The following is an 18826-nucleotide window of genomic DNA, read 5'->3' as shown; positions in this document are numbered from 1 at the left end:
TATAAATCAGTTCACAATTTACATGCCTGATGATTGAGTAATCTTTTTAAAAGGCTTCTGCGAGAGAAAGGTACAAACCAGACTGGCGGTCCTCACCGCGACGTTTTTCTCCCCATGCGTAGTCAATACGAATCGTAAGTTTAGCACCTTCATCATAGAACCAGCGTACGCCTAATCCATAAGTGGGCTTGAAATGCGACATAGCTATATCGCGATTATTAAATACTGCTCCGGAGCCACCAAACGCCGCCAAGGCAAACTTCGGCTCCATATGAAGAAACCAGATATTGACCGGTATCCTGGGTTCAAGGAAATAACGGTATTCAACCTGGCCTGCGAGATAGTTCTGATCGCGATAACGACCTGTATAATAACCACGCATCATCAGGTCATTGCCCATTTCAGGCAGGAGATAAAATGGAAGCGTACTACCCTGCAGTGAATTAAACAGACCATTTAATCCAACTGTACTTCTGGCGGAAATGGGAATAAAATGACGCACCTGTCCATCAAATTTCCACAGGGCTCGTTTGCTCAGAAACGCTGGTGCGAACGCTACATTCAATCTCATCCAGCTACCTTTATGTGTATAGTTCTGGTTATCTCTGTTATCATAGATACCTGTCGCTCCAATGAAAGTCGCGTACCCTCCGTCCTTATCAATCAAGGACATTTCAGGATATACTCCTTTGTCTTCCGCTGCTTTATAAGTATCATGCTGGAACAGTAAAGACAGTCCTGCATAGAAATGCCCACCTATACGCTTTTCTGCTTCAAGCTGCACTTTATAGCGTCTGTTGTCCAGCAATGTTGCTCCTGCCTTACGGGTCGTATCGCCGAGACCATAGAAATTAATGGGGAAATCATGGTACCGCAGGTTACTTTTAAAATGCCAGTTGTTCGCATCAGTCCAGATGTCGGTCTTCAGGTCTATTTTGAATTGCTTCTCTGTAGTGATTGAAGGAATGAGGTTGATCGTGGAATTACGTAGCACAGGATCTTTTGAAGTATAAAAGGAATAGAGCATTACTACTCCCACTTCCAGACCCTTTTCCTGAGAATATGCCGCCGCGGGCAGTGGAAAGAAGCTACGCTTATGGAAGACAGCTGTATCCTTCTCCTGTTGCTTTACTGTATCCTGCAATGTCGTTTGTGCTGCCAGTCGCTGGCCCAGGGCCAGTAATATCGTCGTAAAAATTATAGTTCTTTGCATAGTCATCCGGGATGCAAAGAAACAACTTTTATCCTATTTACGGTCACTATGCCCGAGGCTCTTTTCCGGAGCAACTTTATCCCTGACTGTTTGCTTAACTTCCTTGATGTCAGGGAAATGTCCCAGTTCCTTACGATTGATCACTGCGATACCATCGACATAAATAATATAGCTGCCATTGGTTTCACTCGGCTGCAGGGTCACACTATAAATATCGTCTGCAAATGTGGTCAGCAGTTCCTGGGCCATCCAGGCCGCACGCATCATCCATCCACATTTAGGGCAATACTCTATTGTTACTGTAGGTTTCATCTCTAAATAAGTTAATGATATATGAAATAGAACTGCAATGTAGTACTTCTTTCCACCAAATATTGGCTACCAGGAAAGAATGCTGAGAATAAAATCCTTACATTAGTAATACATATGCAGCCAAAAGATACAACGAAGCACAATATTTCAAATTTTGAAAATTTGCATCCGTTTTTTATATACTTTTAGTGCAGCATTCAGGTTACCCTTAAAGAACGTTTGTACCGACAACTAGACTCTCTATGCGGATTGTCCGAATTAAGTTATATAAATTTATATATCTGGCCACGCTTTGTACTTTGACCAATCAGGTCTTTGCTCAAACCAGCCAGCTGACGCGACATCCTGCCCGTGACACAGTACTGGTACGGTTACTCAATCAGGAAGCCAGGAAGTATTTTCCTAAAGATGCGTCCAGAACAGAACAATTCGCCCGCGCAGCGCTGGCGTTAAGCGATAGCCTTCGTTTTAAACCGGGTATTATGTGGGCTACCCGCAACCTGGCCCTGGCGGAAAATATCCGTGGAAATCTTGACAAACAACTTGACCTCACGATCAGTGCACTCAAGCTCGCTGAGGAGTTCAATGATATGCATGCGCTGGGTATCCTTAATACGGATATCGGCAATATCCTCGTAGAACAGGATCAGCCTAGACAGGCCCTACGTTATCAGAAGAAGGCACTTCTTATTAAACAATCGCTGAAACAGCCGGGCGAAATCTCCAGAACGCTTAACAGTATCGGCAGCAGTTATATACGCCTGAACATCCTTGATTCAGCCTTGTATTTCATGCTGGAATCGGAGAAAATAAAGCTGTCTCTTAACGATCATCCAGGGCTCGCTGTTACCTATGAAAACATAGGTCTGATATACCTGCAGCAAAAAAAATATGCTGAAGCCCTACCCTACTTCGCTATCTCAAAACAATACTATAAAGAAGCCGACAATATTAATGGTGTCGTAAAAGCAAACCTTAACATTGGTCTTGCGCATACAATGCTACATCATTTCGAAGATGCAGCGGAGCATCTTGCCCAGGCAGCCTTCATCAATACCTCTCAGAAAAACGCCAAAAATACCCTGGTATATCATAGAAACATGGCAATGCTGGACTCTGCCAGGGGCAATTATATCGACGCACTTGCCCATTTCAAGCAGTTCAGTCGCATGAATGAAGAAGTGTTCAGCCTGGAAAAAGCTAAGTTCATTGCTAATACCAAGGAAAAATATGAATCCGAGAAGAAGCAGCATGAGAACAGATTACTCAGGAAAGAACAGCAACTGCACCTGGCTACGATCCGCCAGCAACGTATCCTGGTAATATTCTGCAGCATGTTGCTACTGGGATTATTTATCATCACCGCAGTGCTGTATCTCATGTACAGGCGCCAGCAGGACCTTTACCAGCAACTGAACCACAGGAATACCCAGGTGCAGCAGCAAAACATGATAATCATGGAACAGAATATTGCTCTTGCAAACGGGAACCAGGTCAAGGATAAAATATTCTCCGTGATCTCGCATGACCTACGCTCTCCTTTAGCCATACTGGAAGGTCTGTTATTTCTGCTCAGGGATGATAAAATGCCGGAAGAACAATTCAGGATCTTCTCTCATGAACTCTGGCGTGATGTAAAGAATACCGCCTACATGATGGATAATCTCCTCCAGTGGGCTAGTAGTCAGATGAAAGGAATTCATGTAATGCCTGATGATTTTGATCTCAGTACCATATTGAAGAATGAATTTGAACTACTGCAATCACTCGCACGCCAAAAGGAAATAACACTGACGCATCAACTGCAACGGCCTGTCATGGTATATGCGGATGCGGAAATGATCCGCCTCGTATTGAGGAATCTGATCAGCAACGCTATAAAATTCACACCGGCTCATGGGACAGTCAGTGTTGACTATCTCCTGCAACCGGATAAAGTAGAGATCATCGTACAGGATACTGGAATAGGGATTGCCGTCGTGGATCAGCAAAAAGTTTTCTCCAATATTTACTACTCTACCAGCGGAACCCAGAATGAAAAAGGATGTGGACTTGGATTACCCCTGTCTAAAGACTTCATTGAACGTAACAGAGGCAGTATATGGTTCCAGAGCACCGCTGGAAAGGGTACCAGCTTTCATTTCACACTCCCGCTTTCCAATGAAGAAGAAACTGTCAACAGAGGCTATACTATCATCGTAAAAGACGGGAAGGAATATAATGAGCGTATGATCAGCAGTAACTAAACGCCATCTGGCACAGTCATCTTAACAATTATGTAAACAAGTACCTGCTAACGATTATGTAACTCCGTCGTACCCGCAATAGCAACAAACAAGCTCACATCCCGTATCATCTCAGAAAACACAACCGGAGGTACTTCACACAAAGCTAACGGCACCCCTTCCCTATAGAAGTTCAGCAGGTCTGTCACTACTGTATCTTCCTCTTTTTTATCTGCAAAGAAATTAACCCGGATATCCCATTCCATCAGGGCCATATGCGGCACGTACGACCAGTTATGCGCTGCCTTTTGCCGTAGTGTCCATCCCCGCTGACTAATAATATGCCTGAACTTGTCCCTGTTCAATACCTGGCATGCAAACCGCGAAGAATAATAACCATCTGTCAGCTCATCCGGGGTAGGTGTATACGTCACCCTGTTCACCTGCTCAAAGGGTTGCGCCACATGATGCTCCGACAAAAAATTCCGCCAGGCCTTTACAGTCTTCATTGACCCGTTCATAGGATGCCATAAACTAACCTGTGTCTCCTCACTGACTACCAGCCGTTTGCCTTTATAGTCAACAATATTCCCATCATAATAATAACCGGCTACCTGTATCCCGTTCGTACTAAAATTCCATATTAAACGGGTGGTCAGATTCCTGACCAGCGGATGGTCAAGATAAAAGGCTTTCCAGTGTGTATAGGACCAGGGATGTTGGCGTAGAAATGACCGCTCCAGTCGCATACAACTGGCAGATAATGTATCATCAATTTCTCTGGCCAGTTTCTTAAAATCTTTCAGTGCGGGATTAGTAGCGGGCAGCACCGCAGGAAGCTGTGTACCATCTTTTTCCAGGTATAAGGCCAACTTCCCGGAATCCTGTAAGGAATAAACGCCCGTCATCTCTCCCACTGATACCCTTAACATCCCCTGCTGATCCAATCCGAAGTCAGGCACAATATATTCCTCCAGCTGATGTGGCGGAATCTCATGTTGCTGTGCCAGTCCATGCAGTATTTTGTCAATACTTTTCTGCGTAGCGCTATGTCTGACTAATCCCCGGAACCGGGCTATCCGCGTGAGCGCTTCCCTGAAGGACAGGAAGGTATAAGCATACATACAGGCGGTCCCCGTCTTAACTGATAATGGTCCTGACGATCCTTTCCTTTTATATGCCCAGGGAATATAGGTATCCAACAGATCAAGCAGTGTCTTGTTATCAGGAATAGCACTGCACCAGATCAGCGCTTTTAACAGGTTATGGTTGATCGCACTGAGGTAATCAATATCATAATCGGTAAAACTTTGCTTCCTCCCGGAATGTATCGACATCAACTGGCCCTGACAGAAAGATATCCAATCCCTCAGCCGCGCAATAAACTGCTCAGGTTCAATCCGGTCTACCAGCTCTTTAGCTCTTTTCCACCATTTACGGTGCGGAGCATTCACGTCTCCTGCAGTCAGACAGTGATCAATAAATGAAGACCAGTAGTCCCGCTGGCGTGTACTTTTAATATTAGACAGAAACTCTATCACCAGAATCCCCAGGGCGTCCCTCCTGCTGACCAGCTGCTCCGGTCCGCCGTGCATCATTATATCAATCTGAATATTCACCCGGTCCTCCGCAACCGTAACACGCTTCTTCTCAGACGTATCCAGCAGAACAAGACAATGCATCAGCGTCTCTGTCAGCCGCCCCTTTTTATTCACTTTAGATTGTATCAGCTTAAAAAGTTCCTGCCGGGGGAACCACCAATCGCCTGTACGTTTGAGGGTCGTTTCATGCCATTGATAGATAATATGGAAGCACTGCTCATCCGACGTAAACACAGAAAGGTATTTGATCAGTCCAGCAGCATCAATAGCCTCAGGTAAATTATCCGCCTGTATTTTCCCTATCCAGAAGTCTGTGAATTGCATAGCTCCAATAGTGTAGAGGTGTAACAATGAGGGTACCAGTGTCACCTAATTTATGTAAAAACCAGGGATTAAAAAAAAATCAACCCTTACCTATTGATGAAACAGGCAGGGAAATTGTTATGATGGAAGGGTATTAAAATTTCTGTACTTTCGACATATAAACAATTAAAATATGCGCTGGCAAAACAGAAGATTAAGCGACAACGTAGAAGATCGCCGTGGTGGCGGTGGTGGTGGTATGAAGACAATTGGTATTGGTGGAGGTATTGGTGGGGTGATCATTCTTGTCCTGGCCCTGCTATTCAATCAGGACCCTCAACAGGCTTTACAATCCATTCAACAAAACTCCGGCGGCGCCCAGCAGACGGAAGCCGGCACTGTTACCGACAGCAGTGACGAGATCTCAAGATTTGCCTCTACTGTGCTGGCCGATACTGAAGATGTATGGGAGCAGCTGTTTGCACAGATGAACAAAAAATATAAGGATCCCGGCATGGTATTATATACAGACTACGACCAGTCCGGATGTGGTGCGGCGCAATCCGCCATGGGCCCATTCTATTGCCCCGCAGATGAAAAAGTTTACCTTGATCTTACTTTCTTCAATGAAATGGAGCAGCGATTCAAAGTGGCCGGCGACTTCGCAATGGCTTACGTGATCGCACACGAAGTCGGTCATCATGTCCAGAATCTCCTCGGGACCAGCAGCAAAGTACAGGCGATGCGTTCCCGGATCAGTGAAAAAGAATACAACAAGCTCTCCGTGAAACTGGAACTTCAGGCCGACTTCTTTGCAGGTGTATGGGCACATCATGCACAGAAAATGCAGAATATCCTTGAACCTGGTGACATTGAAGAAGCCCTGAATGCTGCCAGTGCGGTTGGTGACGATGCCCTGCAAAAGGCGGCCTCCGGACATGTCGTTCCTGATGCATTCACACACGGAACTTCTGCACAGCGTATGCGCTGGTTTAAGAAAGGCTTCGAAACCGGTGATGTAAAACAGGGTGACACATTCAGCGCCAATGATCTTTAGTGAAATAAACAGGTGCTATGCTGATGCCTTCATAAATGCAGACCTTTCAACTAATACAGAAGCTGGTGTCACTTATATCAGACAAAAGTTTATTCAATGCAGGCAGGCCTTACGGTCTGCCTGTCTTCTTTTTAATAGCCCCTCACCTTCCACTCTCCTGCATGATCACGAAGGCCTGACTTTTGCAGCCGCAAAAGACGATCATCGGAACATGTCATCCCAGAAGACAGCCCTCACATTCAACAGAACATCTTACGGCATTGATCACGCGGATATGAAAACAGTTATTAAACAACCGGCTTTATTGCCTTCAATACTGAATTGACAATCAAATGATTAACACACATCATTTGTAGCTTTCAAACCGGCGCAGCTTTCACCTTCACTAACAAAATGACAAAATAAACCCTGACCTATACAGTAATCATCCTATCTTATATTCCGTAACTTTACACCATGTCAAATCCTGCCATTTCCTACACACGCATAACAAGAGTACAAGATACAATTGTTACTGCCACAGAAGATGCACTGGCCGCCGAAGAACCGCTTGAAATACAGCTCATTCACGGCCCTGCTGCTAACAGACAACAACAGTCCGTCTCCGTTACGATGCGTACGCCCGGGCAGGATCCTGAACTGGCGATAGGCTTTCTGTTCACAGAAGGTATCATTCGTTCTGAAAAAGATGTCAAAGCCATCAGTTCTGAGAGTGAAATTACAAATACAATACTGGTAAGCCTGCACGAACACGTATGCCCTGCTCTTACCTCCTCGCAGCGCAATTTCGTCTCCAATGCCGGCTGCGGCATGTGTGGAAAAACTGACATCACTGCCATATATACTCCTGTGTCAAAAACCAGCCCGGCTGCCACGACGGGATGGAAATGGCCAGCCTCCATGATCACACAGCTGCCTGATATACTTAGAAAACAGCAACAATTGTTTGAAGATACGGGTGGTATACACGCAGCTGCCTTATTCGACCCGTCGGCAACGCCTTTGCTGATGCGGGAAGACATTGGCAGACATAACGCTGTAGATAAGCTTATAGGGGCCGCCCTGCAACAACAATTGTTCCCTATGGACAACTATCTGTTATTGCTCAGTGGCCGCGCAGGATTTGAACTGATACAGAAGGCTGCTATGGCGGGCATAAAAGTGATCGCCGCTGTGGGTGCCCCTTCGGGCATGGCCGTGAAGATGGCCCGCGAGTGGGATATCACCCTCATCGGATTTCTCAGACAACAACGTTTCAATATCTATAATGGCGAAAAAAGGATAGCGATAACAAACACTACTGTCAGTACACACTGATAGCTTACCGAGGCTGTTATAGCACCGATATATACCACATTACTGAAAAAATGCTCCATGAGTACTGAACATACTGACGCATCCCTGAATCCTGAACATTTCACCGGGCATGTACGTCTTAGTAAACCCAAAACTGCTGCCGCCGGACTGCCGGCAGTAATCTACAGTGCCAGGCACATTCTCCGGGAGATGGACGCCGTTCGGGGCATGAAAGCCCTGCTGAAGCTCAATCAGAAAAATGGCTTCGACTGCCCCGGCTGCGCATGGCCTGATCCGGATGATGAGCGTTCTGCTATTGCAGAGTACTGTGAAAATGGCGCCAAAGCGGTGGCTGAAGAAGCGACCAGCAAAAAGCTCGGACCCGCGTTTTTCGCTGAAAACAGTATTGCGTCACTGGGACAGCTGACAGACTATGAGATCGGAAAGAAGGGCCGTGTAGCGCAACCCATGTATCTGGCTTCCGGCGCCACACACTATACGCCTATCTCCTGGGAAAATGCCTTCATCAAAATAGCCGCACACCTGAACGCACTTTCTTCTCCGGACGAAGCGATCTTCTATACTTCAGGTCGTACCAGTAATGAAGCAGCTTTCCTCTATCAGCTTTTCGTACGTGAATTTGGCACCAACAATCTGCCCGATTGTTCCAATATGTGCCATGAATCCAGTGGTGTGGCTTTGTCCGACAGCCTGGGTATTGGCAAGGGATCAGTCACACTGGAAGACCTGTACGAAGCCGAGGTCATTATCATACTAGGACAAAACCCTGGCACGAACCATCCACGGATGCTTTCTGCATTGCAGAAGGCGAAAAAGAATGGAGTAAAGATCATCTCGGTCAATCCACTGCCTGAAACAGGTTTGCTGAACTTCATGAATCCGCAGACTGTGGGCGGCATGCTCCATGTCCCCACTCATCTGACAGATCTTTTCCTCCAGGTGAAGATCAATGGAGATATGGCATTACTACAGGCCATTGCCCTCCTGCTGTTACAGGAAGAAGAGAAACGTCCCGGGGCAGTCTTTGATAATCAATTCATTCGTAACAATACCAGCGGCTACGAAGCCTATATACAGCACCTCCGTCAGCTGCAGCTGGAGCAGCTTTCCACAGCGGCGGGCGTTTCCCTGGAACAGATCAGGGAAGCTGCTGATATGCTGCTGCATAAAAAGAAGATCGTTGCCTGCTGGGCGATGGGGCTGACGCAACATAAGAATGCCGTAGATACGATCAGGGAGGTAGTAAACCTGCTCCTGCTCAAAGGCAGCGTGGGCAAGCCTGGCGCAGGCACCTGCCCCGTACGGGGACATAGCAATGTCCAGGGCGACCGTACCATGGGTATCTTCGAAAGACCTTCTGTCAAACTGCTTGATACCATTCGCAATATCTACGGATTTGAACCTCCCCGTAAACATGGCTATGATGTCGTACATGCTATTGCAGCCATGCGTGACAAAAAAGCCTCGGTATTTATTGCTATGGGAGGCAATTTCCTGTCGGCCACTCCTGATACTGAAGTAACGGCAACGGCCTTACGGAACTGCGCGCTGACCGTACACGTATCTACAAAACTGAACCGCAGTCACCTGGTACATGGACGGGAAGCCCTCATTCTTCCTACCTTAGGACGCAGTGATAAAGATGTTCAGCGGGGAGAAAGACAGTTCGTTACCTGCGAAAATTCTATGGGTGTTGTCCAGATGTCAAAAGGTAACCTGCAACCTATCTCAGATCACCTGCTAAGTGAACCGGCCATCGTGTGTAAAATGGCCATGGCCACTCTTGGGAGCAGATCAAAAGTGGGCTGGCAGCATTACATGCAGCACTACGACTACATCCGTGAGGATATTGAGAAGGTCATCCCAGGCTTTACCAACTATAATAACCGGGTGAGACACCCAGGTGGATTTTATCTGCCCAATGGTGCCCGTGACGGAAATTTCTTTACCAATACCGGCAAAGCGAATTTCAATGTCGCCACTGTGACTGAACATAAACTGGCCCCCGACGAATACATGATGATGACCATCCGCAGCCATGATCAGTTCAACACTACCATCTACGGCCTGGATGACCGCTACCGAGGTATCTACCAGGAAAGACGGGTGATATTAATGAATGCGAAAGATATCAGCGAAGCCGGACTTAAACCCAATGACGTAGTTGACCTGATCAACCAGTCGGGTGGGCAGGAAAGGATCGTAAAACGGTTCCTGGTAGTGGAATACAGCATCCCGGAAAAGTGTACAGCCACCTATTTCCCGGAAACCAATCCGTTGGTACCATTGGATAGTGTAGCGGATAAAAGTAACACCCCCACTTCTAAACTGGTGGTCATCAGGATCAGGAAATCATCTGAACTGTAAGAAAGCAGGCGCTCTCAGAGAGAATACATTGAAGCGGAAGTCTACCACGGTGGTAGCCTCCCAGAAAATAGTCTTCATGGGGTAAGGCGCATTAGGATAATAATTGGCAGCCAGCCTCAGGGTATTCAGCGACAGGTTCTCGTTCCTTACCCTGAGGCCCAGTCCCAGTCCGGTGTAAAGAGGATTCTTGAGCAGATTATTGCTTTTGGTAGTCAGCTGGGAAGCCTGAACAGAAGTAAAGAAATTGAACTTGAACCCTAACATTTTCAACGGACTATAATAGATCGTCTCTGACCGCATGTTCAAACGCTGGTAACCACTTAAAGGAACGTCCTTATATCCCCATACGCCCAGATCACGGTTGATGTTCAACGGGCGGTAGAAGTAATTATTCAGATTCCCCAGGTAATCAAAGTACAGGAACTGACGCAGCTTCCCCCCGGCAAACTGGAAGGCACGGCTGTAATATTCTATCCTGGCATGGATGACAGCATCCTCAGATTGAAAGTTCTGATAGAATGTGCTCAACCCGGCCTGCCCATATACGATACCTTTTCCCCGTGTGACCCAGAATTTCTCCGCCTCCACACCCACATACCCGCGGGTACGCCCTTTCCAGGTATCCCATCCGGCAGTGGCTGAAGCGGTGTAGCCCAACGGAATATCCTCCGTTCTGCCAAATCCGAAGAAGTGATTCGTTTTGAAGAACTCCTGTCTGAACACCACCGCCTGTGCGAGATAGAACCGGTGATTATTATATACGGGGTCCAGTTTATACTCTTCCTGCCAGGGCTTCTTTGTAAATAAGAGATTGAAGTGTCGAATGAGGAAGGCCAGATTGGGACGACGGGAGTCCGGATTACGGCTATCCTGTTTCAGAATATTGTAACCACCCCATACATCCAGGATGTTATACCGGTAATTCCGGTACAGGGTATCTGATTTGTTGAACATATTAATAGAGTAGTTGGTGCTGAAACCAATACCCCCTGTCCATTTTGCGCCGCTTTTATATAAAGGTCTGTCGAAGGCCAGATAATAAGTGCCCTCATATGTCCCCGAATCCAGTGTATTAATATTATTGAGCGTCGTATAGCCGCCTGAGAAGTCTATGAACGTTCCCAGTATATTATTCTTGGTGTACCTGGCCTGTGATCCGAAGGGCGGATTATCATTTCCACTCCAGGAGCCTCCTATTTTCACACCCTGACCAGCTCCGAACAGGTTATCGTTAGATACGCTGGCCCTGACACCGCTCGTACTGAGTCGGGACAGGTCGAAGCCGTATTCAAATACGTCTTTGGTAACCACCAGTAAGTCAATTGAGTCCGGCGAGGCGCCTGTATTAATAATATACAAGCGGGCATCCTGAATGAAGGGACGGCTACGGAGATAACGCTCATTGTCCGACATCTCATAGGGATCGAGGGTATCGTTCTGCCTGAAAAACAGCAGCTGACGGATCACCCATTCCTCTGAATTGAAATGCAGCCGGTTAGCCAGATGTACCAGCTTCATAGAAGTAGAAAAGGTGGTATCCCTGATATTGCTGGGACCGAATACGTTTACACGGCGGAAGTAGACATCCCTGATCACCTTCCCGCTATAAGGCTTAAAGTATTGTTCACTCTTGATAATGCTGCTGTCCATGCCAGGCTCCGGCACGTTCTGTCGGGTGACCTTTCTGACCATAGAATCGCGGTAGGACCGGCTCCGCAATGAATCGCGGTAAACCCGCATTCTCCCGAACCAGGAATTGGAATATCTTTTTGAAACGGGTATGGTATCGCCTTTCAGGATGATATCTCCGGGAACGGCGGTATCCTCCGGCACGGTCGGCATAATAGGCAACGACGGTATCATCGGGATGATGGGAAAAAGTGTATCCTCCGGGACCGGAATAGCCGGGTCGGCGGGCTTTACCGGTATAATGGTATCACGCAAAACGGGATGGTAGATCGTTCTTGTCCGTATGGGATGACCATGTGCCTCTAAAATTTCGAAGGCCAGGCAATAGCAAATCAAAAAATATAGTAATATTTTTATCGATTTTCTCACTCGATCTCAGAAGTAATAAACAAGGTCCATCTTTACTTACGTAAAGAATATGTAACAGTTGTAACAATATAACTAATTATTCTGCCACGATCACGGTTTCCCAGCCGTCATAACGTGCGCTCATTTCCTGGGCGAGCTCCCAGAGCATCATTACTGCTGTATCAATACTTTCATCGTCAGTGCGGTCTATACGGGATAGTTTTAACCCGTAGGGTTGCAGACTATTCACTTCCACGGGACGATCATCAATGGTAAATCCCAATAATTGTACCTGCTGTCCGAAAACATCCCGTTCAGCTTCAGTAGAAAAATAAATCCTATGGTCAATGAGGCGTTCCCGCTCAGGAATATCCCCATGTTGTTTCAGCGTGCGCAACACTTTGCGGTTCTGAATACGTTGAAATTCCTGCGTATCAGGAAAAAGATAGTCAAAATACAGCTCCCAGGTCTTGTCTTCCTTCACCCCACACTCATACCTGTAATCCGGGAAGCGTGACATGGCCTTTGTAACGTGCTGTTCGTAGTCCTGTATGTCCGATGTGTAAAAATAAAAATCTCTCACGCCATCCGACATCGTTCTGCCAACAAAATGTGCCTGTAAGGAAATTTCCATTTCCTGTACAAGCCAGTCTTCTATCACACCCAGCATGGAAAACTCTTCTCCATTAGGGAATCCGTCTGGTCTGGGCTCTCTGAGATAGACAGATATAAATAACGAATACGGCTTCTTGCTCAGCGGAGCAAAACGGCGTAAACCAAGGTCCAGCCCAATTATGGCCGGTTTATCTTCTATATGGCAAGTGTATATGTCCCAGTCAGGTTGGTAAGCGTCAGGCATAATGCATTGATTCGAAAAATGTAACTGTCGGGTGTAAAGATACATAACCCAACGTGCCATTCATCCATTATGGGCACAATCTTTTTTTAAATCGGTCTACTTTTATGTCAGTTACAGGCTATTATAAGAAAAGATATAAGGATCATGCAGAAAATTGTCTATTTATGTTTGGGAATGTTGGTCTCATTCCTCACCGCCGTTCATGCGCAGGAACCAGCGCAGAAATCAGGGGAAAACGGCTCCCTATACGGAAAACTCGTTGATGCAACAACCAATGCTCCTATTGAATACGCTTCAGTGGCCCTGCTCCGTGCAGCAGATTCAAGCGTCGCTACGGGTATGCTGTCTAAGCCAAATGGTGATTTCAATTTTCCGGAAATCCCTCTTGGCAAATATATCATGAAGGTGAATTTTATTGGCTATGAAACCGTTTATAAAACAATTTCACTGACGGCAAAAAATAATAGTATAGATATTGGTAATATTAAACTAGCCGCAAATGTAAGATCACTGGCCGCTGTAGAGGTGGTAAGCGAAAAGCCTGCCTTCCAGATGGCGATCGACAAACGGGTCTTCAACGTCGATAAAAATATTTCCAGCGTAGGTGGTACCGCTACGGATGTACTCAAACAGGTCCCCTCTGTAAATGTTGACATCGATGGAAACGTGAGCGTGCGTAACGGCTCTCCTACCATCTTTGTAGACGGTCGCCCTACCACTCTTACACTTGATCAGATCCCTGCTGACGCCATCGCTACGGTGGAAGTAGTGACGAACCCCTCTGCCAAGTACGATGCGGAAGGTGTAAGCGGTATCCTGAATATTGTTCTTAAAAAGAACCGCAGAGCAGGCATCAACGGCCAGATCAATGGTGGTCTGTCCACCTTGGGTGGTGGTAACATCGGTACGGACCTCAATATCCGTAAGGAGAAATTCAACCTCTCCCTGAGCTATAATCTGAGAAGCCGTCAGGGTAGCTCACGCTCTCACCTGTTCCGTAAAAACATCGGCGCTGATACCACTACTTACCTGGACCAGTTTAACGATGGAGAGAACGGTCGCCGTTTCCAGAATGGCCGTATCGGGTTTGACTGGTTCATGGACAACCGGAACACCTTTACCATCGCGCAGGGTATCACTGCTGGTGATTTCAAAGATAACAGCGATCTGAAACTCTACGATAAGGACATTAACAGGGATGAAGTACGCTATGGTACTGGTGTTGATAACCAGAACCATAACTTCCGTAACTACAGCACCCAGGTAGGTTATAAGCATACCTTTGCAAAACAGGGTCATGAACTGACTGCGGACTTCAACTACAACTACGCGAGGTCCAAAGACAATTCAGATTATTCTCTGCAATATTATAATCTGGGTCATCAGCCGATCGACTCTCCTAACATCCCACAGTCACGGTATGGTCGTGGTAGTGGTAATACCACCTATATCACTGGTCAGATCGATTACGTAAACCCACTAACGGAGAACTCTAAGATAGAAGCTGGTCTGCGTACTACCACACGTAAGTTCAATAACGAACTGAATACCAAGGGGCAGGATTATACTACTGGTCAATATGTATTAGATTCTTCCCTTTCAAATAATTACCGTTACTCAGAAACAGTGAACGCTGCATATGTGAGCTATTCAGGTACCTCCGGCAACTTCGGATACCAGGGTGGTCTGCGTGCGGAGCAGTCCTTCTACGATGGAGAAATGAGAAGCCAGAACAAGAACAGCTACAAGATCGATTATCCTATCAGCCTGTTCCCCAGCATCTTCCTCTCCCAGAAATTCAAAGGTGACCATGAGCTCCAACTGAACTATAGCCGCCGTATACGTCGCCCATGGTTCCGCGACCTGCTGCCTAACCTGGACTACACGGCCCAGAGTGCCAGCCGTGGTAACCCGGCTTTACGTCCTGAGTTCACCAACTCATTCGAATTAAGCTATCTGAAGGATTTCAATCGAAAACATAACGTGCTGGTGTCTGTTTACTTCAGAAATACGGAAAAAGCCATCACTGATTTTTATACAGACACAACCCTGACCATCAATGGTCAGACGCAGAAAGTAGTATTGTCTTATCCGGTGAATGCGAATACCCGTAATGCGTACGGTGCTGAATTTACAGTTCGCAACCAGATCATAAAAGGCTGGGACATCACATCGAACCTGAACCTTGCGCAGCAAAAGATCAATGCAAGCAACCTGCAGAACAACCTTACTAATCAGGGCTTTATCTGGTTTGGTAAAGTGAACAGTAATACCAAACTGGGATGGAATACCTCGCTGCAGGTAACTGGTAACTACGAGTCCAAACAGATCCTTCCACAGGGGGAAAGAGCGGCACAATACTCTGCTGATATAGCGCTGCGTAAGGAGTTCCTGAAGAAGAGGAACCTGGTGGTGTCTCTGGCGTTGAACGATATCTTCAATACCGACCGTAACCTGTCTTACACCAACACGGCCTTCTCTGAGCAGGAAAGATACCGCAAGCGTGCTACCCGCGAACTGCGACTGAACGTGTCTTATCGTTTCGGTAAAATGGATACACAGTTGTTTAAGCGTAAAGGCGGTAAAAAAGAAGAAGGACAGGAAAACAAAGAAGAATTTTAATTTTACCTGTCCAAAACCGAATACTTATGATCGATGCTATCAGCAACACCGTCACGCTCCGCTTTCTTGCAGAACCGTCTGACGTAAACTTTGGAGGTAAAGTGCATGGGGGCGCCGTAATGAAATGGATTGACCAGGCAGGTTACGCCTGTGCGGCCAACTGGAGCGGTGAATACTGCGTAACAGTCTATGTGGGTGGTATCCGTTTCTTCAAGCCTATCTCCATTGGAGATATGGTGGAAATAACGGCTACTGTTATCTACACGGGTACGTCCAGTATGCATATTGCGATCAATGTGCAGGCGGGTAATCCGCGTCGTAAGGACAGGATCAAAACCACCCACTGCGTAATGGTGTTCGCTGCGGTGGATGATAATGGCAAAACGGTTCCGGTGCCTAAATGGGTGCCCGAAACGCAGGCAGCCATCGAAATGGAGAACTATGCTAAAAAGCTAATGGCGCTCAGACAGAACATTGAGGAGGAAATGAGACCTTACATGTAGGCCTGACCTGCCGTTATAATTTCATATAAAACGCCTTCGGTTCGCAAGAACTGAAGGCGTTGCTGTTTACGCTTGTTCCTGCTGCCTGATAGCAGACAAACACCTTGCTGCTATCGGTCTGATCTTTACACGAAGGTATCACCAATAGGTCACTTAAAGGGCACCTCAAGGGCACTTCAATATCCCTTGGATATTGAAGTGCCCTTGAGGTGCCCTTTAAGTGACCTGTCCGTGCCCTGTTAGTAAGGTTATCAGGTCCTGTTTTTTAGCCCATTCCCTGAATGGTACAATTAAGAAAGGCCATTCCAGATTCCCGCCCGGGAATATTGGAATGGCCTTCCAGGGAATACACCCTGTTAATGCATATTTAATGCACCACTAATGCGAGAACTGCATGTCACTCAGACTTTTATACAAACCACCCTCCATGAGGATCAGTTCCTGGTGCGTACCTTCTTCCACCAGCTGCCCTTTGTCCAGCACAATGATCTTATCTGCCTGGCGCACCGTGCTTAAACGGTGTGCGATCACTATAGAGGTCCGGCCCTCCATGAGCTTTTCCAACGCATCCTGCACCAGTCGTTCTGATTCAGAGTCAAGTGCGGAGGTAGCCTCATCGAGGATAAGTATGCGGGGATTTTTCAGGACAGCTCTGGCAATAGCAATACGCTGCCGTTGTCCGCCGGATAACTGAATACCCCTTTCCCCAACGACGGTATCCAGTCCATCGGGGAAGCGCGCTATGAACTCCCAGGCGTTTGCCTTTTGTGCGGCTTCCCGGATCTCTTCGGTGGTTGCCTCCGGTTTACCGTAAGCGATGTTATCGCGGATGGTGCCCCCAAAGAGGAAAACGTCCTGTGGAACGATCGCCATCTGACTCCGCAACGCGGAAAGCGGAAACGACGTAGCATCTTTTCCGTTAAAGCGTACTGTTCCCGACTGCGGATCATATAAGCGCAACAGTAAGGACACGACCGTGCTTTTTCCGGCGCCACTGGGTCCGACCAGTGCTACCTGCTGGTCAGGCGCTATATCAAATGAGACATGTTGTAACACCTGCTGATCTTCCCTGGTAGGATAATGGAAAGACACATTGCTGAAGGAAAGCTGCCCGGTGAGGTGATCCTGTGGTGCGACAACAGCCGTTTCTGCTATCGGCTCTGCCGGTTCATCAAGTATCTCCAGCAGATGCTCCGTCGCACCAATACTCTTCTGAATACTGGTATACACTTCTGCCAGACCGGCCACAGAGCCGCCAATGAAACTGGAGTACAGCACAAATGACAGCAGCATGCCCGGGTCCATTTTTCCTTCAGCGATCAGTAAGGCGCCCCTCCAGATCACGCCTATCATGGCGCCGAAGATCCCGACAATCATACTGGCAGCAAAAGCGCCGCGGAACTTTCCGGTCTTCATACCTGTTGCAGCGACCTCCTGGATCTTCTGACGGTATCTTTTCATTTCGAAAAATTCGTTAGCAAAGGCCTTGACGTTCAACACGCCCTGCAGGGTTTCTTCAACGATTGTATTGGCTTCTGCCACCTGACTTTGCGCCAGCTTGGAATACCGTCTTACGAAGCGTCCGAAGAAATAGGCAATCACCATGATCACCGGCAAGGTAGCCAGCATCAGCAAAGTGAGTTGTACAGAAGTATGTAACAGCAGCACAATACCACCAACGATAATGATGATCTGCCTGATGAATTCAGCGACCGTTGTAGTAAATGTTTCCTGTAACAGGGAAATATCCGAAGAGATCCGGCTACCCAGTTCCCCGACACGCCTGCTCAGAAAGAAGCGCATCGGCAGTTTGATGAGATGGTTATAAATATGCTGACGTAAGGAAGCCAGTGAACGCTCCGTTACATTAACAAATAACATTATCCGCAAATAGCCGAAAATTCCCTGGGCAATGAGGATTGCCGCCAGTAGTAACCCGATCTGATTGATACGGTGTGGATCAGTCGTCACACGATGTCCACCAGCGGCATCAACCAGTTCCCCAAGCAGCTTTGGAAAGGCGAGATTGGCGGCACTTGACACAAAGAGGAACAGGATCCCCAGACTGAATGCCGGCCAATACGGTTTAACATATTTATATAATCTGAGTGTGCGTTTTAGAGCCGCTGCACGTAAAGGCTTTTTCTGTGGTGTGCTATCTTCTTGCATCAGTTTGTGAACATTTCCAGTGGAGGAATAAACAAGTTGTATAGGTTATGACGGGGTGGAAAGGTAAAATATTTTAAGCTGACGAAAATAAATAAAGGAGGCCATAAAGACCTCCTTTGTTCCAAGACGATAGTCAATTACGAATGTACATCCCTGCGGATGTCACACTGCGTACTGAAAAGCCGCAGTACAGATACGAATACAAGGACTGTTTTGTTATACAATCTGGTTTACAACGACT

The 18826-nt window shown here is 47.0% G+C and carries 12 protein-coding genes; 6 read left to right on the top strand and 6 right to left on the bottom strand.

Features of this window, described 5'->3' with window-relative positions; genetic code table 11:
• Positions 1-46 precede the first annotated feature (46 nt).
• Entirely contained in the window at positions 47-1213 is a 1167-nt protein-coding gene (locus GWR21_RS03735) for a BamA/TamA family outer membrane protein (protein WP_162330444.1), read from the bottom strand.
• Between the two features lie 33 nt (positions 1214-1246).
• Positions 1247-1525, bottom strand: coding sequence for a SelT/SelW/SelH family protein (locus GWR21_RS03730; protein WP_162330443.1), 279 nt, complete (start codon positions 1523-1525; stop codon positions 1247-1249).
• Between the two features lie 299 nt (positions 1526-1824).
• Between GWR21_RS03730 and GWR21_RS03725 the strand changes: the two genes are divergently transcribed.
• Complete coding sequence (locus GWR21_RS03725) at positions 1825-3771, top strand: tetratricopeptide repeat-containing sensor histidine kinase (protein WP_162330442.1); 1947 nt, start codon at positions 1825-1827, stop codon at positions 3769-3771.
• Positions 3772-3818: 47 nt separating this feature from the next.
• Here GWR21_RS03725 and GWR21_RS03720 read toward each other — a convergent pair whose 3' ends face one another.
• Positions 3819-5675 (bottom strand): DUF4132 domain-containing protein, encoded by a 1857-nt coding sequence (locus tag GWR21_RS03720; RefSeq protein ID WP_162330441.1) that lies wholly within the window; start codon positions 5673-5675, stop codon positions 3819-3821.
• Between the two features lie 172 nt (positions 5676-5847).
• On the opposite strand from GWR21_RS03720, the gene ypfJ reads away from it, so the two are divergent.
• From ypfJ to GWR21_RS03705, 3 genes are all read left to right on the top strand, one after another.
• Complete coding sequence (gene ypfJ, locus GWR21_RS03715) at positions 5848-6711, top strand: KPN_02809 family neutral zinc metallopeptidase (RefSeq protein ID WP_162330440.1); 864 nt, start codon at positions 5848-5850, stop codon at positions 6709-6711.
• 456 nt (positions 6712-7167) lie between these two features.
• Entirely contained in the window at positions 7168-8028 is an 861-nt protein-coding gene (gene fdhD / locus GWR21_RS03710) for a formate dehydrogenase accessory sulfurtransferase FdhD (RefSeq protein WP_162330439.1), read from the top strand.
• A 57-nt stretch (positions 8029-8085) separates the two neighbouring features.
• The gene (locus GWR21_RS03705; protein ID WP_162330438.1) at positions 8086-10395 is read left to right on the top strand and encodes an FdhF/YdeP family oxidoreductase; all 2310 of its coding nucleotides are present in this window, start codon (positions 8086-8088) and stop codon (positions 10393-10395) included.
• Here the strand turns inward: GWR21_RS03705 and GWR21_RS03700 are convergent.
• Positions 10381-12420, bottom strand: a complete 2040-nt coding sequence (locus tag GWR21_RS03700; protein ID WP_162330437.1) for a BamA/TamA family outer membrane protein — start codon at positions 12418-12420, stop codon at positions 10381-10383. The genes GWR21_RS03705 and GWR21_RS03700 overlap by 15 nt on opposite strands.
• A 109-nt stretch (positions 12421-12529) precedes the next feature.
• Positions 12530-13291 carry a DUF695 domain-containing protein gene (locus GWR21_RS03695; RefSeq protein ID WP_162330436.1) on the bottom strand — a complete coding sequence of 254 codons (762 nt, stop codon included), beginning with the start codon at positions 13289-13291 and terminating at the stop codon, positions 12530-12532.
• A gap of 174 nt (positions 13292-13465) precedes the next feature.
• Here GWR21_RS03695 and GWR21_RS03690 point away from each other — a divergent pair, with 174 nt between their 5' ends.
• Both GWR21_RS03690 and GWR21_RS03685 read left to right on the top strand, forming a co-directional pair.
• Positions 13466-15913: a TonB-dependent receptor domain-containing protein gene (locus tag GWR21_RS03690; protein ID WP_162330435.1), complete on the top strand. Its 2448-nt coding sequence runs from the start codon at positions 13466-13468 to the stop codon at positions 15911-15913.
• 26 nt (positions 15914-15939) lie between these two features.
• Positions 15940-16416 (top strand): acyl-CoA thioesterase, encoded by a 477-nt coding sequence (locus tag GWR21_RS03685; protein ID WP_162330434.1) that lies wholly within the window; start codon positions 15940-15942, stop codon positions 16414-16416.
• Between the two features lie 378 nt (positions 16417-16794).
• Here the strand turns inward: GWR21_RS03685 and GWR21_RS03680 are convergent, their stop codons facing one another.
• The gene (locus GWR21_RS03680; protein WP_162330433.1) at positions 16795-18585 is read right to left on the bottom strand and encodes an ABC transporter ATP-binding protein; all 1791 of its coding nucleotides are present in this window, start codon (positions 18583-18585) and stop codon (positions 16795-16797) included.
• Positions 18586-18826: the final 241 nt, after the last annotated feature.

Source organism: Chitinophaga agri (genome assembly GCF_010093065.1).
Classification (GTDB): domain Bacteria; phylum Bacteroidota; class Bacteroidia; order Chitinophagales; family Chitinophagaceae; genus Chitinophaga; species Chitinophaga agri.
Note: the sequence above shows the minus strand (reverse complement) of the source record. Positions and strands in the feature narration are given on the sequence as shown.

What these genes read in the sequence shown, in the direction of transcription:
- GWR21_RS03735 (WP_162330444.1), bottom strand. Translation starts at nt 1,213, where the DNA reads ATGCAAAGAACTATAATTTTTACGACGATATTACTGGCCCTGGGCCAG.
- GWR21_RS03730 (WP_162330443.1), bottom strand. Translation starts at nt 1,525, where the DNA reads ATGAAACCTACAGTAACAATAGAGTATTGCCCTAAATGTGGATGGATG.
- GWR21_RS03720 (WP_162330441.1), bottom strand. Translation starts at nt 5,675, where the DNA reads ATGCAATTCACAGACTTCTGGATAGGGAAAATACAGGCGGATAATTTA.
- ypfJ (WP_162330440.1), top strand. Translation starts at nt 5,848, where the DNA reads ATGCGCTGGCAAAACAGAAGATTAAGCGACAACGTAGAAGATCGCCGT.
- fdhD (WP_162330439.1), top strand. Translation starts at nt 7,168, where the DNA reads ATGTCAAATCCTGCCATTTCCTACACACGCATAACAAGAGTACAAGAT.
- GWR21_RS03705 (WP_162330438.1), top strand. Translation starts at nt 8,086, where the DNA reads ATGAGTACTGAACATACTGACGCATCCCTGAATCCTGAACATTTCACC.
- GWR21_RS03695 (WP_162330436.1), bottom strand. Translation starts at nt 13,291, where the DNA reads ATGCCTGACGCTTACCAACCTGACTGGGACATATACACTTGCCATATA.
- GWR21_RS03690 (WP_162330435.1), top strand. Translation starts at nt 13,466, where the DNA reads ATGTTGGTCTCATTCCTCACCGCCGTTCATGCGCAGGAACCAGCGCAG.
- GWR21_RS03685 (WP_162330434.1), top strand. Translation starts at nt 15,940, where the DNA reads ATGATCGATGCTATCAGCAACACCGTCACGCTCCGCTTTCTTGCAGAA.
- GWR21_RS03680 (WP_162330433.1), bottom strand. Translation starts at nt 18,585, where the DNA reads ATGCAAGAAGATAGCACACCACAGAAAAAGCCTTTACGTGCAGCGGCT.